Here is a 22,756-nt window from a genome sequence, read left to right as displayed (position 1 = left end):
AATGAGTGACTTTAAATCTACCCTGAATTTACCGGAAACAGGGTTCCCGATGCGTGGCGATCTCGCCAAACGCGAACCGGGCATGCTGGCTCGCTGGAATGATGATGACCTGTACGGCATCATCCGTAATGCAAAGAAAGGCAAAAAATCCTTCATTCTGCATGATGGCCCTCCATACGCGAACGGCAGCATTCACATTGGTCACTCAGTTAACAAGATTCTGAAAGACATTATCGTGAAGTCCAAAGGACTGAGCGGTTTTGACTCCCCATACGTTCCGGGTTGGGACTGCCACGGCCTGCCAATCGAGCTGAAAGTAGAGCAGCTTATCGGTAAGCCTGGTGAGAAAGTGTCTGCCGCTGAATTCCGTGCCGCGTGCCGTAAATACGCCGCTGAGCAGGTTGATGGGCAGCGCGAAGACTTCATCCGTCTGGGTGTGCTGGGCGACTGGTCACGTCCGTACCTGACCATGGATTTCAAAACCGAAGCGAACATCATCCGTGCGCTGGGTAAAATCGTCGGTAACGGCCACCTGCATAAAGGCGCTAAGCCTGTGCACTGGTGTGTTGACTGCCGTTCAGCATTGGCTGAAGCGGAAGTTGAGTATTACGACAAAACGTCTCCATCCATCTTTGTGAACTTCAAGGCTGTTGATGCCGACGCGGTCAAAGCGAAGTTTGGTGTAACACAAGTTAACGGCCCAGTTTCAATGGTTATCTGGACGACCACTCCGTGGACTCTGCCAGCAAACCGTGCGGTTTCTCTGAATGCCGAATTCGAATACGTGCTGGTTCAGGTTGACGGTCAGGCGCTGATTGTCGCCAAAGATTTGCTCGAAGGCGTAATGAAGAGCGCGGCTATCACCGATTGGACCGTTCTGGGTACTGCCAAAGGTGCAGACCTTGAGCTGACCCGCTACAAACACCCGTTCTTAGATTTCGACGTGCCAGCTATTCTTGGCGACCACGTTACGCTGGAAGCCGGTACCGGTGCGGTTCATACCGCTGGCGGCCACGGCCCTGACGACTATGTGATCAGCCAGAAATACAATCTGGAAATCGCCAACCCGGTTGGCCCGGACGGTTGCTACCTGCCAGGTACGTATGAAGGTCTGGACGGCGTTCAGGTGTTCAAAGCGAACGACCTGATCGTCAATATCCTGCGAGATAAAGGCGTTCTGCTGCATGTTGAAAAACTGCTGCACAGCTACCCGCACTGCTGGCGTCACAAAACGCCAATCATCTTCCGTGCAACGCCGCAATGGTTCATCAGCATGGATCAAAAAGGCCTGCGCGCGCAGTCTCTGAAAGAGATCAAAGGCGTGCAATGGATCCCTGACTGGGGCCAGGCGCGTATCGAATCTATGGTGGCGAACCGCCCGGACTGGTGTATCTCTCGTCAGCGTACGTGGGGCGTGCCAATGTCCATGTTCGTACACAAAGACACCGAAGAGCTGCACCCGCGCACGCTGGAGCTGATGGAAGAAGTCGCTAAACGCGTGGAGCAAGACGGCATCCAGGCGTGGTGGGATCTCGACCCGCGCGACATCATGGGTGATGACGCTGACAACTACACCAAAGTGCCAGACACCCTGGACGTGTGGTTCGACTCCGGTTCAACACATTCATCTGTTGTTGATGTGCGCCCAGAGTTCAGCGGCCATGCAGCAGATATGTATCTGGAAGGTTCGGATCAGCATCGCGGCTGGTTCATGTCTTCCCTGATGATTTCGACGGCGATGAAAGGCAAAGCGCCATACCGCCAGGTACTGACACACGGTTTCACCGTTGATGGTCAGGGCCGCAAAATGTCTAAATCCATCGGTAACACCGTTTCTCCGCAAGACGTGATGAACAAACTGGGCGCGGATATCCTGCGTCTGTGGGTGGCATCGACCGATTACACCGGCGAAATGGCGGTTTCTGACGAAATCCTGAAACGTGCTGCCGACGCTTATCGTCGTATCCGTAACACCGCACGCTTCCTGCTGGCGAACCTGAACGGCTTCAATCCAGAAACCGATATGGTGAAACCAGAAGAGATGGTGAAACTGGATCGCTGGGCGGTAGGTTGTGCGCAAGAAGCACAGGCCGATATCCTTGCAGCTTACGAAAACTACGACTTCCATGAAGTGGTGCAACGCCTGATGCGTTTCTGCTCCATCGAAATGGGCTCGTTCTATCTCGACATCATTAAAGACCGCCAGTACACCGCGAAGTCAGACAGCGTGGCGCGTCGTAGCTGCCAGACTGCTCTGTACCACATTGCCGAAGCGCTGGTTCGCTGGATGGCACCGATCATGTCCTTCACTGCTGATGAAATCTGGGCTTACCTGCCAGGTGAGCGCGAGAAATATGTCTTCACCGGCGAATGGTACGAAGGTTTGTTCGGCCTGGCTGATAGCGAAACCATGAACAACGATTACTGGGACACCCTGTTAACCGTGCGTGGCGAAGTCAACAAAGTCATCGAACAAGCGCGTGCTGACAAGCGTGTGGGCGGTTCTCTGGAAGCAGCTGTGACTTTATACGCTGACAGCGAACTGGCAGCGAAGCTCAACAGCCTGGGCGAGGAATTGCGATTTGTCCTGTTGACCTCAGGTAGCGAAGTTGTCGATTATGCGCAAGCAACTGAAGACGCGCAGCAAAGCGAAATCCTTAAAGGGTTGAAAGTTGCACTGCGTAAAGCTGACGGTGAGAAGTGCCCGCGTTGCTGGCATTACACCACTGACGTTGGCCAGGTAGCGGAACACGCAGAAATCTGTGGCCGCTGTGTAACTAACATTGCCGGTGACGGCGAAAAGCGTAAATTTGCCTGATGAGTAAATTGATTAGTTCGACTGGTCTGCGCTGGCTGTGGCTGGTGGTCGTAGTCCTGATTGTCGATCTGGGCAGCAAATACCTGATCCTCCAGCATTTCATGCTGGGGGACACCGTATCGCTGTTCCCGTCGCTGAATCTGCACTATGCCCGTAACTACGGTGCCGCGTTTAGTTTCCTTGCGGATAAAGGCGGCTGGCAGCGCTGGTTCTTCGCGGGTATCGCCATTGGTATCTGCGTGATTCTGGCGGTGCTGATGTATCGCGCTAAAGCGACGCAGAAGCTGAATAATATCGCCTATGCTTTAATCATTGGCGGCGCACTCGGCAACTTGTTTGACCGTTTATGGCACGGTTTTGTGGTCGACATGATTGATTTCTATGTCGGCGACTGGCACTTCGCCACGTTTAATCTGGCCGATACGGCAATCTGTATCGGCGCGGCGCTGATTGTGCTGGAGGGGTTCTTTGTCTCCTCCGACAAGCCCGCTAAGCAAAAAGGGTAATCCATGGCTGAGTCTATCCAGGCCAATAGCAGAGTTTTCGTGCATTTCACGCTGAAACTCGAAGATGGCTCCACTGCCGAGTCGACCCGCAACAACGGCAAACCGGCACTCTTCACGCTGGGCGATGAAACACTGTCGCCAGGCATGGAAGACCAGCTAGTCGGTTTGAAAGCAGGGGACAAAAAAGCGTTCTCTCTGGCACCTGAATCCGCGTTTGGTATTCCAAGCCCGGACATGATCCAGTATTTCTCGCGTCGTGAATTTATTGACGCGGGCGAACCGGTGCCGGGTGCCATTATGCTGTTCACAGGAATGGATGGCAGCGAGATGCCAGGCGTGGTGCGTGAAGTTAACGGCGATTCCATCACCGTTGATTTTAACCACCCACTTGCCGGGCAAACCATTCATTTCGATATCGAAGTACTGGAAATTGACCCGGTACTGGAGGCGTTGAATGCAGATCCTGTTGGCTAACCCACGCGGCTTTTGTGCCGGGGTAGACCGCGCTATCAGCATTGTTGAAAACGCGCTGGCTATTTACGGCGCGCCGATTTATGTCCGTCACGAAGTGGTGCATAACCGCTACGTGGTTGATAGCCTACGTGAACGTGGAGCGATTTTCATCGAGCAGATCAGTGAAGTGCCGGATGGCGCAATTCTGATTTTCTCGGCACATGGTGTTTCCCAGGCGGTGCGTAACGAAGCGAAAGGCCGTGATTTAACGGTGTTTGATGCGACGTGCCCGTTGGTGACTAAAGTGCATATGGAAGTGGCTCGCGCCAGCCGTCGTGGTGAAGAATCCATTCTGATTGGCCACGCCGGTCATCCGGAAGTGGAAGGCACCATGGGCCAGTATAGCAACCCGAAAGGCGGCATGTACCTGGTTGAATCACCGGAAGATGTCAGCAAGCTGGATGTGAAAAACGAAGGAAAACTTTCGTTTATGACGCAAACCACGCTTTCTGTTGATGACACTTCCGACGTGATTGACGCGCTGCGTAAACGCTTCCCGAAAATCATCGGCCCACGTAAAGACGACATTTGCTACGCAACGACTAACCGTCAGGAAGCTGTACGTGCGTTGGCAGATGAAGCTGACGTGGTGTTGGTCGTTGGTTCGAAGAACTCATCCAACTCCAACCGTCTGGCAGAGCTTGCACAACGCATGGGCAAAGCCGCATATCTGATTGATGATGCGATGGATATCCAGGAATCCTGGGTTAAAGATGTGGCATGTGTTGGTGTTACGGCAGGAGCGTCCGCGCCAGATATCCTGGTGCAAAACGTTCTGGCTCGCCTGCGTGAGTTAGGCGGCAGCGAAACCCGCGAGTTGGTCGGGCGCGAAGAAAATATTATCTTCGAAGTGCCGCGTGAACTGCGTATGGATGTGAAAGAAGTGTAGGGCGCATAAGCAATACCGTCATCCGTTTTAAATGGGGAGCTTAGGCTCCCCATTTTTCTTTGCCAGAAACTCAGGCGTCTTCCTCATCCTGCATAATCGCGCTTCGCCCGCCATCCATCACAATCGTTGTCCCGGCAATAAACCCGGCTTTATCACTGGATAAAAACAGGCAAAGATCGCCAACTTCATCTGAACGGCCAATGCGCCCAACCGGGTGCTTTTTGATGGTTTTCTCGCGTGCCATTTTTCCATCAGCATGCGAGTCGAACCACACCTGGTTGCCATCTGTATCAATAAAGCCAGGCGCGATACCCACGGTTCGGATTTCTGGTCCCCATTCGATAGTCAGGCTTTGCACCAGCGACAATAGCGCCCGCTTACTGATGTTATACGGCGCACAGCCCGGCATAGTCGAAAATGCGTGATTCGAGGTAATAACAATAATCACCCCGTTGCTTTTGCGCAGCGCCGGGCGGGCGCATTTCGCCAGGAACCAGTGGGATCGTAAATTCAAATCGAAGTTATGTGACCAGTCACTCTCTTCACAGTCGATGCCTTTGAATACGTTTTTGCCCGCGTTAGAAATCACGACATCAATGCGACCAAACAGCTTTTCGGCATCAATAACGAACTGCTTAATAGATTCCGTTTTGGTGACGTCGACGGAAAAATAGAAATAACGATCGGGATATTCACCCAGCATCTTCCGGGCATTGGGTGCTTTTTCTAATGCAGAAAACGCACAACCGATAACGATGTCGCCATTATTCAAAAAAGTCTGTGCAATGGCCTGGCCGATCCCCTGACTGGTTCCGGTAACAATCACAACGCGTGCAGATTGTTGGGTTTTCATAATAAGTCCCTGATGAAATGATCGATAAGCTGACTATCGTCTGAGGAAAGCGGCCAGCCAGGCTTGCGGCAATAATCCGTTGCGATAATTCCCCGTCGTTTCAGAATCGTTTTCTCAACCTGAATGATGTATTCGCAATGCGTCATCCAGCGCTGGATATACGGTAATAGTGCCTGATGCAACGCCTCGGCCTGGGCCGTTTCGCCCCGCTGCCAGTGCTGATAAATCCGCACATAAACGTCGGTAAACGAACAGCCCGGCATCACACCTTTTCCGCCTGCCGCCAGCATTTGCAGCATATATAAACCCGCATAGCCGTTGAGCACGCTGGCCTGCGGAGCCAGTCTCAGGAAATCGCAGGTGTAGTCGACTGGCGGGTTACACTCGATTTTGAACACCGCATGCGGATATCGCGCCGCGACAGCCGCCAGTTGTTCTGGCGTAATCGCCAGGCCGGTTTCGCCCGGCGCATACTGCACCATCACCGGAATATCTACCGCTTCCAGCACGGCAAAAATATGCTCCTGAATCGCCTGTGGATTAGGGCTGAGAAAGAACGGTGGCAACAGCATTAGCGCATCCACACCCAACCTGGCGTAGTAACGCGCGCGTTTGACTGCCAGCTCGGTGCTGTGATCGGTCACTGACATCGCCCGATAAAGCGGGCTACCTGCCAGAGTGCTGACAAACATTTGCGCCAGTCGATCGCGTTCCTGGTCATGTAATTTCGGGAATTCACTGGCGATGCCAAACAGCGTGGTGCCTTGCGCGCCGCTGGCGGAAAGATGCTCCAGCAGACGCACAAAACTCACTTCATCAATCTCGCCGCCAGCGGTAAACGGCATTGCGGTAATCGGATTCACACCACCAATGTCTTGCGCCGTATAGTGCTTAGTCATCAGTCTTCCTCCCGGTCGGCCAGCACCGCACCTTGGGCGGCAGGTAGCGCCCAACGGCGATACAAACGCAGGAAACCGCGCGGGACTTCTTTATCGACCGGCTGCCAGTTTTCACGACGCGTAGCCAGTTCGGCCTCGGCTACGTGCAGCGTCAGGGTGCGCGAAGGAATATCAATCGAGATTTCATCGCCATTTTCCACCAGCCCCAGTTCACCGCCGTCTACCGCCTCTGGCGAAATATGGCCCACGAACAAACCACGGTTGGAGCCAGAAAAACGCCCATCGGTGATCAGGGCGCAAGTATCAGAAAGCCCCATGCCTTCCAGCGATTTCATCGGCTTATACATTTCCGGCATGCCAGGCCCGCCTTTCGGCCCTTCGTAGCGTAGCACCAGCACGCTGCCCGGCTGAATTTGACCGGACATAATCGCTTCTACGGATTCCAGCTCGCTGTTGAACACCACCGCAGGGCCACGGAATACCATCAGGTTTTCCGGTACGGCAGCCGGTTTCACCACGCATCCGAGTGGCGAAAGATTACCGTGCAGCACGGCAACGCCCGCTTCATTTCGCACAGGAATCGCCAGCGTGTGAATCACTTCCGGGCGGCAACTCGGTTTTGTTTCGGCAATCAGTTCGGCTTTGGTTTTGCCGGCTACAGTCAGCGCATCCAGATGCATCAGCTTGCTGATTTCAACCTCTACAGCCTGCACGCCACCCGCTTCCCAGAAATCAATCATGTCATGCTCGGAAGCCGGATACAGCGACGCGACTAACGGGACTTTATGGCTCAGTTCATCAAACGCTGATAGCGGCAGGTGGCCCAATTCTGCTTCGTAATAAATGGCCTGAAGGTGAAGGATCGCGTTGGTTGAGCCGCCCGTTGCCAGCAGATAAACCATCGCATTATGGATGGACTCCCGGGTAATAATTTGGCGCGCGTTCACGCCATTGAGCACCAGCTCTACCGACTGGCGGCCGGTTTCTACTGCACAATCACGGCGCTCTTGCGACACGGCAGGTAGCGTGCTGCTGCCCGGCAAACTCATGCCCAGCACTTCGCCAATACAGCACATGGTGTTCGCGGTGCCATACATGGTGCAGGAGCCAGGGCCAGGTTCGGCGATATTTTCAATATGCGCGAACTCTTCTTCGCTGATTTCACCGCGTTTTTTCCAGCCGATGGCTTCGGTAACGATATTGCCGTCCCAGTGTTTGCCTTTGTATTCAGCCGGATACATCGGCCCGCCGTTAACCATAATCGCCGGGATATCCAGGCGTGCCGCGGCCATTAACATCGCCGGAACGATTTTGTCGCACGAGCCGAGTAACACCATGCCGTCAAAACGGTGGGCGCGCATCATCACTTCAATCGATGCGGTAATCACTTCGCGGGCGGCGAGGATATAGCGCATCCCCAAATGCCCTTCGGCAATGCCGTCGCACGGTGCGATAGTGCCAAACACCATGCCCACGCCGCCTGCCTCTTCAATGCCTTCGAGCACTTTAGCGGTCAGCTCATTGAGGTTGGCATGGCCCGCCGTTGCATTGGTGTAGCTGTTAACCACTGCAATGACAGGTTTGCGCAATTGTTCATCGGTATGACCCATTGATTTGTACAGCGCACGTTTCAGTGCACCATCGTCACCTTCGAGGATCGGGTTGAAATGCGTGCCACAGCTGGCACATCCGCCACATCCACTCATAGTTTTTATCTCTTCTAAACGTTAGCGATCGATTGTCGCGTTGATATGTTGAGCAGCGTCAGAGCGCTCAGTTGACTGTTCGGGTACAGCGATAACTTTCTTCGGGTTTGCCAGCCGGGCAGGCAAAGTGAGAATGAGCGGGGCGCACAACAGCAAGAAGGCGGCGAGAATATATAAGCCCGTGTCGGTGCGTCCGGTGGTATCTTTCAGCCAGCCAAGAACCGTTGGGCCAAAGAACCCGGCCAGGTTGCCGATGGAGTTAACAAACGCGATACCTGCGGCAGCAGCTGTGCCGGAAAGCAAAGCGCCAGGCAGGCTGATATAGGTTGGAATCAATGCCAGGGTGCCGGACATTGCCACGCAAATCCACGCCATCATCCAGAAGGTAGACCCGCTGCAATAAGCACTCAGTGCCAGGCCCACGCAGCCAATCATGGCGGGAATGGCGATGTGCCAACGGCGTTCTTGTTTCAAATCAGAATGGCGACTGTTCCACACCATAAAACAGGCACCGAAGACATACGGCAGTGCCGCGAGCAGGCCGATATGGAAATCGTCGCTGACGCCGGAGGATTTGATGATCGACGGCAGCCAGAAGTTGATGCCGTAGTAGCCAATGTTGAAACTAAAGAACACGACTGCCAGCAGCCAGACATAGCCGTTTTTCAACATCCCTTTCAGGCTGGAGTCTACTTTGCCTTTATTGGCACGCTCACGGTTGGCGGCATCTTTTGCCAGGTCGTTAATGACGACCTGTTTTTCGGTATCAGTTAACCATTTGGCCGATTTCACATCGTTATCGAGATAACGCAGCACCACAAAAGCGAGCAGGAAAGAGGGAATCGCTTCAACCAGGAACAGCCACTGCCAGTTGTGCAGGCTGCCAACGCCTTCAAAAAGTTTAAGGATCAGGCCGGAAAGCGGGCTGCCGATAATGGTCGAAAGCGGCGTCACCAGAATAAACAGACCCAGTGTGCGAGCGGAGCGCCACGACGGGAACCACAGCGTGAGATAGAACACGATGCCAGGGAAGAAACCGGCTTCCGCCACACCGAGCAAGAAACGCACGATGTAAAATTGCGACGGGGTGGTGACAAACATCATGCCAGCCGAAAGCACCGCCCAGGTTGCCATAATGCGCGCAATCCAGAAGCATGGCCCGAAGCGTTGCATCAGCAGGTTGCTCGGCATCTCAAACAGGAAGTAGCCGATAAAGAAGATGCCCGCTCCCAGCCCATATACGGTGTCGCTAAAGTTCAGCGCATCCTGCATGTGGAGTTTGGCGAAACCGACATTAACGCGATCCAGATAAGCGAAGAAATAACACAAGATCAAAAACGGGATCAGGCGTCGCGTTATCTTGCTGTAGACCTTTGATTCTTCCACCGCAGCGGTGGGATTGTTGCCCAGAGTTTTCTGCATTTTGTCTGCTCCAGAGGTGAGATTTATTGTTATTTCGCCGCGGCGGTACCCGGGCGTGTTGCCTTGAAAATTTGCTGGCCAATAAGACGCAGCGGTTCGCCACGCATCAAATTACGTTCAATGTTTTCGAGGGAAATATTTTTGGTTTCAGGCACAAAGAGGATCGTCAGCACGATGCAGACGATGTTCATCACGCCGTAAAGCCAGAAGGTATTCGGACTGCCGATGGTGTCGATGAGTGTCAGGAAGGTCGCGCCAATGATCATATTGGCAATCCAGTTCGCCATTGTTGAACAGGTCACACCAAAATCGCGCCCGGCCAGCGGTTGGATTTCGGAACACAGCACCCAAATCAGCGGGCCTGCACTCATGGCAAAACCAACGATGAAAATAAGCAGGACGATAACGGCGGCGTACTGCTCCGTCGGGTTTGATATCCCGCTATGGAACATATAACCGAGAATACCCATGCAGATGGCCATGCCGGAGAAACCTAATTTCAGGATAGGTTTGCGCCCCCAACGATCCACCAGGGCGATAGCGATAAAGGTCGCCAGCACGTTCGTTAACCCGGCAATCACCGTTCCCCACATTTGTTCACGCGTGGTAGAGAAACCGGCAATTTCGAAGATTTTCGGCGCGTAATACATGATGACGGTCATGCCGGTGAACTGCTGCATGAACTGGAGTAATACGCCAAGATAGGTGGAACGGCGAAAATGCGAGTTATGGCGGAAAAGCTGCCATCCGCGCTGTTTCATCTTCAGACTGTCGCGGATCTGATTGAGTTCGTTCTGCGCTTCTTTGTCGGAATTACGTAGCAGTTTCAGCACTTTTCCTGCCAGTTCATGTCTGTCTTTCATCGCCAGCCAGCGCGGGCTTTCCGGCAGTGTTAACACACCGATAAACAGAACAATCGCCGGGAAGGTGATCACACCCAACATCCAGCGCCAGTGTCCACCTTCACTCAGTGCGGTGTCGGAGAGAAACGCCACCAGAATCCCGATGGTGATCATCAGCTGATAAAGCGAAATCATGCTGCCACGAATACGTTCCGGAGCGATTTCTGAGAGATACAGCGGGGCAGTAAAAGAGGCGACGCCGACCGCCAGGCCGAGGATAAAGCGGGAGACCGTGAGGATCTCAACATTGTGTGCAAACGCGCAGCCAATCGAGCCAATCACAAACAGCACCGCACCCAGTAGCAGGCTCTTTTTACGGCCCAGAGAAGATGACATCGGGCCGCTACACAAGGCACCAAACGCGGCACCAAACATCATCACGCTGACCACAATTTCTTGATGGTGGCTGCTTAAACCAAATTCTTTAGCAATAAATGGCAGTGCACCCGCGATAACGCCCATATCCAGACCAAACAGCAATCCAGCGAGGGCGGCAAGAAGGCAAACAAGTATTGTTTGCCTGTTTGTTTTTGTAGGGTTCATAGTTAAGACCTTAATAGTTATAATTTTTAAAATAGGAATCGATGGCTCTGGGCGCGGTAATCGCCAATGATTTGCAGGCTGCCGCTGATAAATGCCGCCATGATTTATTCCGCACACTCGCGCCAGGCGTGTTGATAAGCCTGCGCACGCATGTGTAGCAAATCCATGCTCATCCCCGCCTGGTAAAGCCCCCCGCCAAGGCCAAAACCGTTGGCACCCGCCTGAATGTAACTGCGCATTTGCGCGGCATCGGGCTGAATGCCGCCAACGGGAAGTAACGCCACTTCTGCGGGGATCACCGCGCGAAAGGCTTTGGTTATCACCGGGCTGATATGTTCGGCGGGGAACAGTTTCAATGCGCTGGCCCCGGCTGCCATGGCGCTGAACGCCTCGCTTGGTGTCATGATCCCCGGCATGCTGATAAGCCCGAGCTTGCGGGTATAGCGGATCACCTCCGGGCAGCAGTTCGGGGAGATGATCAATTGCCCGCCGCATTCGGCGACAGCATCAACTTGCTCAACTGTCAGCACGGTTCCTGCGCCAACGTAGCCGCGTTCGGCGACCACTTTTCGCATCAGGGAAATTGACTCCAGCGGTTTCGGGCTATTGAGCGGTACTTCAAGGTAACGAAATCCGCAGTCGAGTAGGATTTCCGCGGCTTCCAGGGCGTCTTGCGGCGTAATACCGCGCAAAATAGCGACCAGTGGTAACGGCTCTTTTTGCCATTGGGCGATGAAATTTTCTGAGTTCATGATGGGGTTCCTTGAAGTTGGCAAAAGAGATGCCACAGGCCGTGAATAAAGCAGTCATCGCCATTCGCCGGGATGAGATTGAGATCCAACGGGCCTGCCGCAAGCTGATAGCGAGCCGTCAAAGCCGGGCTGCCAACCACCCACGCCTGCAACCCAGTGGGAAGTGCCTGCAATTCGTAGCCAATAGTTAAACCGGACAAATAACTGTGAACGCTCGTTTCAGCAATTTCACCGGCCAGGCGGCGGGTGCGGGCTGAGAAGATTAAGTGGGTGAAGGGCGCACCTTGCTGAGCGGTTTTCACGCCCAACAAGAAAGCATCTGCATCTTCCTGCTGTTCAGGCAGTGCCCGCCCAAGAATGGAATGCTGGCTGAGGAGCGAGAATATTTCGCCTGTCATAAACGTGGCGAACGAGGTGATTTCACCGTTCACCATATACGCATGTTTACTGTGCGTACCGGGCAGTAATGCGGTGTGCTGGTAGGCGGGGTGCAGTGATGCCAGGCCTAATAATTGCACTTCCTCGCCGCGCATCACGTCGGGTTGAGAGAACGGACTGTTGCCGTTAGCGCCTGGGATAATCCACGCCGTGCTGCCCCAGGGGGTGGTGAAAGCCAGCGTGCGGGCAGCCAGATTTTTTGCCATACAGGGGAGCGGCGCATAAGACACTTCATGCCAGCCCTGCTGCGAACCGACCATTCCCGCCATCACAATCGGCAGGTTGCCGTACTCTTCTAACCACGTTTGCAGCAAGGCTTGCAGCGTCGGCGCAAATTGATCTTTCTCGACGGATAACAATCCGCAAGGCTGGCTAATTCTGGAAACTGGCTTTGAACCCTGCATCAAAAATGCACGGAAGTTGGTCGTTCCCCAATCGATGGCAATCCAGTGAGTCTTCATTCAAGTAATACAAACCATGTAATCTTGTAATACAAGAATGCTAGAGCAAAAAACACCCACAGTGTGTGAGGGAGATCGAAATTACGTCAGATGAGGATCAAATAATGTGGTCGAACATTTCCGGACGATCTTGCCAGATACGTTTTTTGGCAGCATTGAGCAAAATATCGCGCATTTTAAGGCGCGCGTTATCGACCTGTTTCAGGCGAATCGCATCGAATAACTGGTAGTGTTCATCGACGGCGGCTTTGGTCTGACGCACATCTTTTTCGAGGGTTTGTTTAAACGAGAGCGCCATGGCCGCAGAAAGCGCGTTACCGAGGGCTAAAAGAAAGGGGTTATGCGTGGCGCGTAATAAGGCATGGTGAAAGGCCATATCGCCTTCTTCAAACAGGGAGCGCTGCGCCTCGAGCTGGCCTTTGCGCATTAACTGTAACGCATCCTCCATCGCCGCCAGATCGTGTCCGTTAGCGTTTAGCGCCGCAAGCGTTGCCACGTTTGGCTCGAAAATCAGGCGCGTTACAATCAGTTGCTCAACCAGTTTCAGGTCGAGCTCACCTTCAGCCAGCCAGCCGAGCACGTCAATATCCAGCAGGCTCCACTGCTCGCGGCTATTCACGGTGCTGCGTTTTTTGGCCTGAATCGAGATAAGCCCTTTTGCCGCAAGCACTTGCAGGGCGTTGCGCACTGAGGTGCGGGAGACTTCATATTCCACGGCCAGCTCATTTTCACCTGGTAAAGAAAGCCCCGGCGCGAGATCGCCATGCATTATCCGGCGTGCAAGATGCTGGGTGACAGATTCTGAAATATTTGTCTGTGGGACTTTCATTACACTTTCTCGGTCGAGTCTGAACATGGAAATGAGCTACATAGTAAGCTAATCGCGCCGTATTCGCACCGTATGTCCTTAAAAGATAAGAGAGCAACGTATGAGCACAACTCCCATTATTCTCGATACCGACCCAGGCATCGACGACGCCGTAGCCATTGCCGCCGCACTCTTTGCCCCACAGCTTGATTTAAAGTTGCTGACGACGGTCGCAGGCAATGTCAGCGTCGAGAAAACTACCCGCAACGCCTTGCAATTGATGCACTTTTGGCAGAAGGATATTCCCGTTGCGCAGGGGGCTGCTACGCCACTGGTGCGTAAATTACGCGATGCGGCTTATGTGCACGGCGAGTCTGGCATGGAAGGTTATGCGTTTGTGGAGCATCAACGTCAGCCGCTGGATAAACCCGCTTTTCAGGCGATTTATGATTGTTTAAATGCCAGCCCTGAACCCGTCACGCTGGTGGCGATCGGCCCGCTGACAAATATTGCGCTGTTGCTCACCCAATATCCTGGCTGTAAAGCGAAGATCAAACGCCTGGTGATCATGGGCGGATCGGCAGGGCGCGGCAACTTCACGCCAAATGCCGAGTTTAATATCGCTATCGATCCTGAGGCGGGTGCGCGCGTATTTGAAAGTGGCCTGGAAATTGTGATGTGCGGCCTCGACGTCACCAACCAGGCGCTGCTGAGTCCTGAATATCTGGCAACGCTGTCAGAACTCAACCAAACCGGGAAAATGCTGCATGCGCTGTTTAGCCATTACCGCAGCGGCAGCATGGCGACGGGTTTACGCATGCACGATCTGTGCGCCATCGCCTGGCTGGTAAAACCGGAATTATTCCAGACTCAACCGTGTTTTGTGGCAGTCGAAACTCACGGTGAATTTACTGCAGGCACCACGGTTGTGGATATTGAAGGGCGTTATCAGCGCGAGCCAAACGCCCATGTGGCGTTGGATCTCGATGTTGCCGGTTTTCAGACATGGGTTGCAGAAGTCCTGGCACTAGCACCTTAAATATATAACGCGACGTAGATCGAGTTTCTTCGGCCTGACCATAGGGTTAATCGATTAACCTGCTATGCTGATTAAGCAGTTCTCCTTGGGCCGGAGAAACAAAATGAATATACCTGTCATCATGCCACCGGGCGTGGCATTCCAGAACGGCCATTTCACGGCTGAAAATATCATTAATAAAACCACACACAGTGGCGATCTTGTGGGCGTCTTTCACGACGAAGCCGCATGGCTTGCGCTACCTGCTAATACACCCATCTATCAGGTTGAAATGCTGCAATCTGCGCAAGGGGAAGGTGAGCTTTTTGTTGGCACCACGCACCTCAATCCGGGGCGTGTTGGCGATGAGTTTTATATGACGCGTGGCCATTTCCACCAACGACGTGAACAAGGCGAAGTGTATATTGGCTTGCGCGGAACGGGCTTGTTGCTGCTGCAAGACGAGCAGGGTAAAGCCCGGCTTGAGCAGGTTTCTACGGGGTCAGTGCATATCATTCCAGGTGCTACAGCGCACCGCCTGATTAACACCGGCAGCGAAGTTCTCTCTACACTCGCCGTTTGGCCAACCATTGCCGGGCATGATTACGCGGCGTTGGCGCAAGGCTTTGCGCTGCGAGTGGTTTTGCAGGACGACAAAATCCAGGCAAAAGAGGTGCAAAATGGCTGATCAGCACCTGAATTTTGGGTTGGATATGAAGATCCACCACCAGCCGATGGGGTTTAGCTACGGCGAAGAGGTGATCGGCCCGGTGCCGGAGATCCGTAAACTCGATCAGATCCGCGCCTCGTTGCGCGATCCCTCGTGCAACGGGCCGGAGGATGTGTACGCGATCGTGATGGATGTGGCGCGTTTGCAGGACAGAGAAGAACTGAAGAAACGCATGCTGTTATTTGGCGTGGTGACTTACGCTTCTGGCCGCCTGGGAGACGAGCCGATTCGCAGCCAGGGCCACATTCACCGTATCAGCAGCCACAGCGGTTGGTCGCCGCCTGAGCTGTATGAAATCTGGCAGGGCAAAGCGATTATCTACATGCAGGAGTATGTGGCGGACGATCCGGGGCGTTGCTTTGCGGTTTGCGCCGGGCCTGGCGAGAAAGTGCTAGTGCCGCCGGGTTGGGCGCACGCCACGATTTCAGCTTCGCCGGATGAACCGCTGACGTTTGGTGCCTGGTGCGACCGCGAATACGGTTTTGAATACGATGCAGTTCGCGCCTACAAAGGGCTGGCATGGTATCCGCTATTGCAAGACGAGCATATTGCCTGGCAGCACAACCGCAGCTACATGCCGGGGCGTTTGCAGGTGACTTCACCGCGCCAGTATACCGAGTTTGGGATAACCGAGGAGCCGTTGTATCAGCAGTTTATTGATGATCCCGCGCGGTTTCAGTTTATTTCGAAGCCGGGGATAGTCGGGCAGAAGTGGGTGGGGTTTCATCCTTAAAACAACCCTCACCCTGAGGGAGAGGGAATTAACTCGATTTTCTCCCTCTCCTGGGGGAGAGGGTCGGGGTGAGGGCATACAACTAAGAAAATAACCCCACCGCCACGCCAACTGCCGCCAGCACCAGTAGCAACAGCATCGCTTTCACCGGTGACACGCCGCGTTTCGCCATCAAATACCAGGTGCCAATCACCACCAGCAGCGGCAGCAGATTAGGGAAAATTCCGTCCAGCATCTGCTGCACATGAATATTCACGCCATCTTTGGTGACAAATTCAAGCCCGGTGCCGAGCTTCACGTAGCTTGCCGCCACGCCGCCCATCACGAACACGCCTAATAACGATAGCGCTTCACGCAGGCGCGTCGATTTACTGCTGACCAGCATCTCAACCGACGTCGACCCCATGCGGTAGCCTTTCAGGAACAGGAACCACGAGCCGGGAATGATAATCGCCAGCCACGCCACGCAATAAAACAGTGGCCCGAGGATATTCCCGCCTGCAGCCAGCGCCATGCCGATACTGAGCAAAATTGGGATCAGCATGCCCGGAATCATCGAATCGCCAATCCCTGCCACTGGCCCCATCAGGCCGACTTTCAGGGTGTTGATGGTTTCGCCGTCAATCGGTTCACCATTGGCGCGTTTCTCTTCCAGCCCCAGCACCATGCCGTTCACAATCGCCCCAAGCTGTGGCTCGGTGTTATAGAACGAGGCGTGGCGTTTAAGCATCTCTTTGCGCTGTTCGTCATCGGGATACAGCTTTTTCGCCACCGGCAACATACTCAAACAAAAGCCGAATGATTCAAGACGCTCAAAGCTCATGGACGAAAGGTTGTACATCATCCAACTGCGCCAGCAGCGGCGCAGATCCTGGCGAGTGAGTTTACGTTCTTCCATCAGAATTCATCCTCATCATCAGCGGGCGTGGAGGCTGCACGTTCAGCCTGCGGCTCAGGTTTGTAGTTGTAGTGAATCAGGGCCAGCAATGCGCCGACGATGACCAGCGCCACCATGTTCAGTTTCAGGAAAACGATGCAGATAAACCCCACCAGGAAGTAAATCAACATGCTGTAATTTTTGATGATTTGTTTAAGCAGAATCGCGATGCCCACCGCTGGCAGAATGCCGCCGAGCACGTTCATCGTCGAAAGCACGATGTGCGGCAGGCTGTCCATAAAGGCGTTGATGTACTGCGCGCCGAAATAGACCGCGATAAACGTCGGAATAAAACGCATCAGGAAATTGGTCGCCTGCGGCCAGATAGCGCTGTTGAGATACACGCCACGCTCGTCGCCTTTTTCCAGCGCCAGATCTGCGCGGTGGTTCCACCAGGAATTGAGCACCATCATGGCGTTAAACAATACGGTGCCTGCAATACCGATAGTGGCCGCCAGCGCCACGGCCACTTCCGGGCCTTTGTTGGAAAGAATACCCAGTGCGATAGCCGGGAAAGCTACAAAGTTGAGATCCGCAGGCATTGAGCCACCGGGGGTTACCATCGCGATATATACGGCCTGAACCGCCACGCCGATGATAATCCCGGTCTGCACATCGCCGAGAATGAAACCTACCAGCATCCCTGAAACTAATGGGCGGGTAATCAAATACCAGCCGCCGGTTAGCCCCAGCAGCCATGGGCTACTTAACGCACCGAGGTAACAGAGAATGCCGATCAAAGCCGCTTCAAAAGCCATATTGCACTCCTTTATTTGAGTTTTTGGCGAGCGTCCTGCCAGCTATAACTGCTGGCATCGGGCACCAGACGAAATTCAATCTGATGCCCGCGCAGCAAGAGGTAGTCGAACGCAGCACTCTCTTCCGGATTCACAGATTGATTAGGGCCAATGGTGGTGGTTGTGGCTCGTGCGCTCATCGGGCCGACGTTGATTTTTTTATTGCTGTTTTGCAGGCTGATACCTGCTTCTTCGATGCGCTTTAACGTGACGGGTGATTTGCCAATCACGAAGTAATGCTTCTCGCTGGCGATGATTTTTGGCAGTTTTTCGATGGCCGTGGCGGTGTCAAACAGCCAGACTTTGATGTCCTGAACCGCGCCTTTCATCACCGAAGAAAGTAAAGGATCGGCGGCGACCGCATCGTCGATGGCAATAATCCCATCGCACGGCAGCTCTTTTGCCCAGCGAGTGACGAGCTGGCCGTGGATCACGCGGTCGTCGATTCGTACAAATGAAATGCTCATCGTTGCCCCTTAAAAATCATCTGACTGCGTAGTTTCAGCAAGCGTTGCCTGCACCAGCGTGTCCTGGGTGTTTGCAAGCAGTTGTGCGGTGGCCTGTTCGATATCCGCGAGATCTTTTATCTCATCGCTTAACAGCACCATGGGGAAGTTGACGCCCCCCAGTACAGTGACCGGCGGTTGCGTATCAGGGTTAAAGGCGTAGTGGCAGGCGATATTCCACGGCGTGCCGCTTTGCAGATCGCACAGTACCACGACGCCATCAGCCTCTTTGCTGGCTTGTTTCAACACCGCCGCAAACTCATCGCCAAAGCTATTAATGCCTTTGTTTTCCGTGAGCATGACCGGGAATACATGCGGCAATTCACCGTAGACCATGCGTGAACTTGCCAGCAGGGCTTCCGCCAGCGTGCCGTGTGTTGCCAGAATGACGTTGATCATAATTAACCCCTTACCCAGGCTTTCATGGTGGCGAGTTGCTGACCTGCACTCCGTCCATACGGTGAAATTCGGTATTCCCCGACGGCAGCAGGAATGATGAAGGTTTCGGCGTAATGCACCACAAACGGCTCGAACGCGCCGCTCGGGCTTTCAACCAGCGCCTCGTCGCCTTCCACCAGATTCAGGACATTCACGCCGCCGTGCGTGTGGTGTGTGACGGGCTGTGTAAACCAGTGGCGACGCGTTTCAATAAACTCGCGTTCATGCAGGCCGGTGCGCTCCTCGCGCCAGCCATCGCCTTCGGCAATCGGTTCAAAATGGTTAACCAGGTGCTCGCTTACCCATTGGGTATCGCGTTGCCAGTCAATGACTTGTGCGCCGTGGTCCAGATGCACCGGGCGCGGCAGACCGTCCAGCCCCAGTCGTCCCCAGTCCCATAATTTGAAGGTGAAAATATACGGTGTCGCGCTGATCTCCAGCACCATGGCTCCCGATCCGGAACAGTGCACGGTGCCTGCCGGTATCAGGAAGTGATCGTGTTTACGCGCCTGGAAACGGTTAACGAATTTCTCGTCATCAAACGCTTTTTCGCCACGCTGGGCGCGGGCCAAATCGTCGAGCATTTCCTGCGGGTCGATCCCCGTTTTTGTACCGAGATAGACTTCTGCGCCCGGCTCGGCTTCCAGCAAGTAATAGCTCTCATCCTGGGTGTAATGCATCCCGAAATGCTGCTGGATGTATTCGGTAATCGGGTGAACCTGGAAACTCAAATTCTGCCCGCCGATGGTATCGAGGAAGTCGAAACGGATCGGGAATTCTGCGCCAAATCGGGCGTGGACGCGCTCGCCAAGCAGCGGACGCGGGTAGAGCAACACCAGATCTTGTGAGGGGATCTCGATCCGCACATCACCAAAACGCAGTAACAGGCTGTTCTCCTCGGGCACACAGTCAAAACACCAAGCGTAATTTGGCTTTGAGGGATCGAGATCAAACTTGTCTTTCATCCATTGCCCGCCCCAGACACCGGGGTCGAAGAATGGCACCACGCGGAACGGTTGCTGCGTGGTTTGTTGTAGGCCATGACGCAGCGCATCTCCGTTCACCATCGCCGGTTGTTGCGCATTATTGGTATCGAGCAGGAAATCCGCGCGCTTGAGAAGCGGGGTTTTATGGCGGTCGAACACGCGCCACTCAATGAAAAAGGCACGTTTATAGCGGCGCAGAATATCTTCATTAACGTTATCTGCCCCCCAGTTGCCCAATTCTCCACGGCGAAAACGCTGCTGAATTTCCCAGCGAGCGAGATCGGCATAAATCAGCACATCACCCGGATGAACTAAGGCAGCACCTGGGCCGTAAATCACCACCAGGCCAGACGTCGTTTCTGCGGCTTCACGCTGTGCTTGCGCCAGTTTGTCCGGGCAGAAAAACTCGCTGAGTTCGTGGCAGGAAAGCACGCCGAACACCCGGTCGTCCGTCAAATTGCGGGCCAGCAAATCATGCAGATGCTGTTCACACAGACGCGCGGATTCAGCGTTGATAATGTGTTGCGGGTTAAGTTGTTCAATGAGCTGCGTGTGCAGTTCGTCGAGTTGAACGCCGGGATAACAGTCAATCACCAGTACCGTTTTGCCCGAAGCGGAAAGCCGTTCGCTCACGGCTTGTTTAATGGCGGGCCAACCCTGCCAGGCCTGATGCTCAAACCCCGAAACGCGGACTTCGGGATACTTATCGTATGATGCCGGATGCATAATCTTCTCCCTGTTTCTGATGAACTAAGATTAATCGATTAACCCATTTTGAACAGCGTGGTAAACGCGATTAACCCGCCATTTTTAACAAGGTGTTGCTTAAAGTTGAGTTATCTGTGACGGCATTCACATGGAGATATGCAATTTTTGGGTTATTCGATTAATCTGTGTGGAATTGCTTAATTTTGAGGAGTGCTAATGAGCACTGTCACCCTTGCCCTGGTCGCGAAACAGGCTGAAGTTTCAACCGCTACCGTTTCAATGGTGTTGCGAAATCGGGGCCGTATTTCTGACGCCACTCGCCAGCGCGTGCTCAAAGCGCTGGATGATTTGGGTTATGTGTATAACCAAACGGCGGCCAATTTGCGCAACCGCACCAGCAATCAGGTTGGATTGTTGCTCCATGACATCACCAACCCGTTTTACGGTGAAATGACCGCCGGTCTGAGTCAGGAAATGGAGCGCCACGATCTGCTGCTTTTTCTGGCAAACAGCGAAGAATCCGGTGAGCGGCAGCAAAAGTTTGTCGATTCTCTGATGCGCAATAACGCCTGCGGCATGGTGTTGTGCGCGGCACGAGAAACACCGCCGCTGTTTTTTGAAACGCTGAAGCGGCGCAACATTCCGGCGATTATGGTGGTGCGCCCGATGGACGACGTGGACTTCGATTTTGTCGGCACCGATAACTTCCTTGGCACCCAACTGGCAACACAACATCTGCTGCGTCTGGGGCATCGTCATATTGCGTTTATTGGTGGGAGTGAAAATTCCATCAGCCGCGCGCAACGTATTGGCGGCTACAGCAGCAAATTGCTCGAGCATCGCATTCAGCCGAAAAGCGAGTGGGTGGTGTCTTCTCTTGCCAGCCAAAGTGACGGTGCACGTGTGGCCGAGGAGTTGTTCCGGCATTACCCGGAAATCACGGCGGCGGTCTGTTATCAGGATATCGTGGCGCTGGGCGTGATGCAGACTCTGCGCAAAATGGGCCGCCAGCCAGGTGTTGATTTTGCGCTGGTCGGGTTTGACGATATTACCGAGGCGTCTTTGGTTCAGCCTGCGTTGACCACCGTTTCGGTGGCCGCCAAGGAGATTGGCCGTAAAGCCGGGGAGTTGTTATTTAGCCGCATTCAGGGCAACGATGAGCCGCCAAAACGCATTATTCTCCCGCCTACATTGGTGGTGCGGGAGTCTTGCGGATACCCGTCATACTTCAAGCCGCAGGTGCGTTGAGGGGTTTGAAGCCCAATGAAACGAAAACGTATGCTAATAACGTAATGATATGAGTTTAAATTTATAAATTTGTTGTGTTCCAGGACAGGTTTACGTTGATTACATCACCTCTTTGTTATCACGGGACTTTTGTGTTTGTATCTTTGACTTTTCGGATGAGGGTAAGCGCGTTTTTATTCAGGGCGTAATAATTATAGAAGCTGCTATCGGGAGTATCGTCTGTCTCGTATGTCACCAGAAGCCTGCTGTTTTTATTGATATAAAGAATTTCCTCCCCTACAGGGGTTGGATTTTCATCATCACCAACGTAATAAACCATGAATGAATGATTCAGTGCTCGTCCGGTTCGTTTGTTGATAAATGCGGTTGTATTGCAACCAGATCCGCCACATCCCCATCCAACCCGAGCGTATTCGCCGGCAAAAACTACATCTCCCTGAATCGCTTCTTTAAAACGAGTGCGGAACATGTTGGTGAATTCATCTGACCTGTCTAAATGTTCAGCCGGTTTTCCGCTGTAAATATGCTCAACAGGATAATCCCGCCCCTTGGGTAAACTGTCAGAAGCCGAACTCTGCATTGAAAAAAAAGCCAGCATAAAAAATGAGGCTAACCATTTAATGGTTAGCCATGCCGGATTGTGTGTAAATGAAGCTCCATGCATTTCTATTTTCCTGATTTGTGTATGAATACTCCTTTCATTGTTGTGGTTTTATGGCGACTCTTCAATTTCATTTCTGAAACAAAACGTGCATAAATTTTGCTCCCATTGGGGTTAACTCCCTGCGAATATTATGGTTTTAGAAAAACAAAATAACGCAGGGAGTCATCATCATGACAGACAGGGAACAGCTTCCCGCCATTTGCTGGCCGGTACCGAAAAACAACCGGAACGGTGAGTTCGGTAACCTTGAAGAGGTGCTGGCGCACCTGGAAGGAGAGTACAGCGGCCACTGGCTTATCGGGCGTAACGGGATGTGGCATAGCGGGTTACATATCACCGATACCACCACGCCGTGGTGTGCGCTCAGTGGTCAGGCGATGAATGAGGCTGTGGACTTTCCGGTACCGTATCAGGGGGAGCAAGCCGTACGCTGTATGGTGGACGGTGAGGTGGTGGCTTACCGGATAAACCGGGATTACCT

Annotated in this window: 22 protein-coding genes and 1 pseudogene; 9 read left to right on the top strand and 14 right to left on the bottom strand. The window is 53.5% G+C overall.

Going from position 1 to position 22,756, the window contains the following annotated elements; all coding sequences use genetic code 11:
• Position 1 precedes the first annotated feature (1 nt).
• From ileS to ispH, 4 genes are read left to right on the top strand one after another with little or no spacing between them, the layout of a single operon-like run.
• Positions 2–2,818 (top strand): isoleucine--tRNA ligase, encoded by a 2,817-nt coding sequence (gene ileS / locus GBAG_RS17220; RefSeq protein ID WP_034498551.1) that lies wholly within the window; start codon positions 2–4, stop codon positions 2,816–2,818.
• Positions 2,818–3,324: a signal peptidase II gene (gene lspA, locus GBAG_RS17215; protein WP_034498549.1), complete on the top strand. Its 507-nt coding sequence runs from the start codon at positions 2,818–2,820 to the stop codon at positions 3,322–3,324. The genes ileS and lspA overlap by 1 nt, the downstream gene beginning before the upstream one ends.
• A gap of 3 nt (positions 3,325–3,327) precedes the next feature.
• Complete coding sequence (gene fkpB, locus GBAG_RS17210) at positions 3,328–3,798, top strand: FKBP-type peptidyl-prolyl cis-trans isomerase (RefSeq protein WP_034498546.1); 471 nt, start codon at positions 3,328–3,330, stop codon at positions 3,796–3,798.
• Positions 3,779–4,726 carry a 4-hydroxy-3-methylbut-2-enyl diphosphate reductase gene (gene ispH, locus GBAG_RS17205; RefSeq protein ID WP_034498543.1) on the top strand — a complete coding sequence of 316 codons (948 nt, stop codon included), beginning with the start codon at positions 3,779–3,781 and terminating at the stop codon, positions 4,724–4,726. Before fkpB ends, ispH begins: the two co-directional genes overlap by 20 nt.
• Positions 4,727–4,796: 70 nt before the next feature.
• On the opposite strand, the gene GBAG_RS17200 is transcribed toward ispH, so the two are convergent.
• The 8 genes from GBAG_RS17200 to GBAG_RS17165 form a co-directional block, all read right to left on the bottom strand.
• Complete coding sequence (locus GBAG_RS17200; RefSeq protein WP_034498540.1) at positions 4,797–5,579, bottom strand: SDR family NAD(P)-dependent oxidoreductase; 783 nt, start codon at positions 5,577–5,579, stop codon at positions 4,797–4,799.
• Entirely contained in the window at positions 5,576–6,478 is a 903-nt protein-coding gene (locus tag GBAG_RS17195) for a dihydrodipicolinate synthase family protein (protein WP_034498537.1), read from the bottom strand. Before GBAG_RS17195 ends, GBAG_RS17200 begins: the two co-directional genes overlap by 4 nt.
• Positions 6,478–8,184 carry a dihydroxy-acid dehydratase gene (ilvD, locus tag GBAG_RS17190; protein WP_034498535.1) on the bottom strand — a complete coding sequence of 569 codons (1,707 nt, stop codon included), beginning with the start codon at positions 8,182–8,184 and terminating at the stop codon, positions 6,478–6,480. Before ilvD ends, GBAG_RS17195 begins: the two co-directional genes overlap by 1 nt.
• Before the next feature lie 21 nt (positions 8,185–8,205).
• The gene (locus GBAG_RS17185; protein WP_051873746.1) at positions 8,206–9,606 is read right to left on the bottom strand and encodes an MFS transporter; all 1,401 of its coding nucleotides are present in this window, start codon (positions 9,604–9,606) and stop codon (positions 8,206–8,208) included.
• Positions 9,607–9,635: 29 nt separating this feature from the next.
• Positions 9,636–11,051 carry a sugar porter family MFS transporter gene (locus tag GBAG_RS17180; protein ID WP_034498532.1) on the bottom strand — a complete coding sequence of 472 codons (1,416 nt, stop codon included), beginning with the start codon at positions 11,049–11,051 and terminating at the stop codon, positions 9,636–9,638.
• 104 nt (positions 11,052–11,155) lie between these two features.
• Complete coding sequence (locus tag GBAG_RS17175; protein ID WP_034498530.1) at positions 11,156–11,803, bottom strand: 2-dehydro-3-deoxy-6-phosphogalactonate aldolase; 648 nt, start codon at positions 11,801–11,803, stop codon at positions 11,156–11,158.
• A complete protein-coding gene (locus GBAG_RS17170; protein ID WP_034498526.1) occupies positions 11,800–12,702 on the bottom strand; it encodes a 2-dehydro-3-deoxygalactonokinase in 903 nt (300 codons plus the stop codon). Before GBAG_RS17170 ends, GBAG_RS17175 begins: the two co-directional genes overlap by 4 nt.
• A gap of 97 nt (positions 12,703–12,799) precedes the next feature.
• Entirely contained in the window at positions 12,800–13,531 is a 732-nt protein-coding gene (locus GBAG_RS17165; protein WP_034498522.1) for a FadR/GntR family transcriptional regulator, read from the bottom strand.
• A gap of 100 nt (positions 13,532–13,631) precedes the next feature.
• On the opposite strand from GBAG_RS17165, the gene rihC reads away from it, so the two are divergent.
• The 3 genes from rihC to GBAG_RS17150 all read left to right on the top strand — a co-directional run bounded on the left by rihC (position 13,632) and on the right by GBAG_RS17150 (position 15,991).
• Entirely contained in the window at positions 13,632–14,549 is a 918-nt protein-coding gene (gene rihC, locus GBAG_RS17160; RefSeq protein WP_034498520.1) for a ribonucleoside hydrolase RihC, read from the top strand.
• 103 nt (positions 14,550–14,652) lie between these two features.
• Positions 14,653–15,216 (top strand): glucose-6-phosphate isomerase family protein, encoded by a 564-nt coding sequence (locus GBAG_RS17155; RefSeq protein ID WP_034498517.1) that lies wholly within the window; start codon positions 14,653–14,655, stop codon positions 15,214–15,216.
• On the top strand, positions 15,209–15,991 hold the full coding sequence (locus GBAG_RS17150; protein ID WP_034498515.1) for a glucose-6-phosphate isomerase family protein: 783 nt from the start codon (positions 15,209–15,211) through the stop codon (positions 15,989–15,991). Before GBAG_RS17155 ends, GBAG_RS17150 begins: the two co-directional genes overlap by 8 nt.
• 82 nt (positions 15,992–16,073) lie before the next feature.
• Here the strand turns inward: GBAG_RS17150 and GBAG_RS17145 are convergent, their stop codons facing one another.
• The 5 genes from GBAG_RS17145 to GBAG_RS17125 are packed head-to-tail and all read right to left on the bottom strand — an operon-like array spanning position 16,074 to position 20,381.
• Positions 16,074–16,889 (bottom strand): PTS system mannose/fructose/sorbose family transporter subunit IID, encoded by an 816-nt coding sequence (locus GBAG_RS17145; RefSeq protein ID WP_034459364.1) that lies wholly within the window; start codon positions 16,887–16,889, stop codon positions 16,074–16,076.
• Entirely contained in the window at positions 16,889–17,686 is a 798-nt protein-coding gene (locus GBAG_RS17140; protein ID WP_034498512.1) for a PTS mannose/fructose/sorbose/N-acetylgalactosamine transporter subunit IIC, read from the bottom strand. The genes GBAG_RS17145 and GBAG_RS17140 overlap by 1 nt, the downstream gene beginning before the upstream one ends.
• 11 nt (positions 17,687–17,697) lie before the next feature.
• Positions 17,698–18,192, bottom strand: a complete 495-nt coding sequence (locus GBAG_RS17135) for a PTS sugar transporter subunit IIB (protein WP_034498509.1) — start codon at positions 18,190–18,192, stop codon at positions 17,698–17,700.
• Positions 18,193–18,201: 9 nt separating this feature from the next.
• Positions 18,202–18,630, bottom strand: a complete 429-nt coding sequence (locus tag GBAG_RS17130) for a PTS sugar transporter subunit IIA (protein WP_034498506.1) — start codon at positions 18,628–18,630, stop codon at positions 18,202–18,204.
• Positions 18,631–18,632: 2 nt separating this feature from the next.
• The gene (locus tag GBAG_RS17125; protein WP_034498503.1) at positions 18,633–20,381 is read right to left on the bottom strand and encodes a class I mannose-6-phosphate isomerase; all 1,749 of its coding nucleotides are present in this window, start codon (positions 20,379–20,381) and stop codon (positions 18,633–18,635) included.
• Positions 20,382–20,579: 198 nt separating this feature from the next.
• Between GBAG_RS17125 and GBAG_RS17120 the strand changes: the two genes are divergently transcribed.
• Complete coding sequence (locus GBAG_RS17120) at positions 20,580–21,611, top strand: LacI family DNA-binding transcriptional regulator (RefSeq protein WP_034498500.1); 1,032 nt, start codon at positions 20,580–20,582, stop codon at positions 21,609–21,611.
• Positions 21,612–21,729: 118 nt separating this feature from the next.
• On the opposite strand, the gene GBAG_RS17115 is transcribed toward GBAG_RS17120, so the two are convergent.
• Entirely contained in the window at positions 21,730–22,275 is a 546-nt protein-coding gene (locus tag GBAG_RS17115; protein WP_246864889.1) for a hypothetical protein, read from the bottom strand.
• Positions 22,276–22,445: 170 nt separating this feature from the next.
• Between GBAG_RS17115 and GBAG_RS17110 the strand changes: the two are divergent.
• Positions 22,446–22,756: pseudogene (locus GBAG_RS17110) on the top strand (hypothetical protein); the annotation flags it as partial.

Origin of the sequence: Buttiauxella agrestis ATCC 33320, assembly GCF_000735355.1 — a bacterium.
In the GTDB taxonomy this organism is placed as follows: domain Bacteria; phylum Pseudomonadota; class Gammaproteobacteria; order Enterobacterales; family Enterobacteriaceae; genus Buttiauxella; species Buttiauxella agrestis.
The sequence above is the reverse complement of the archived record's forward strand: the minus strand, read 5'-3'. Positions and strand labels throughout refer to the sequence as shown.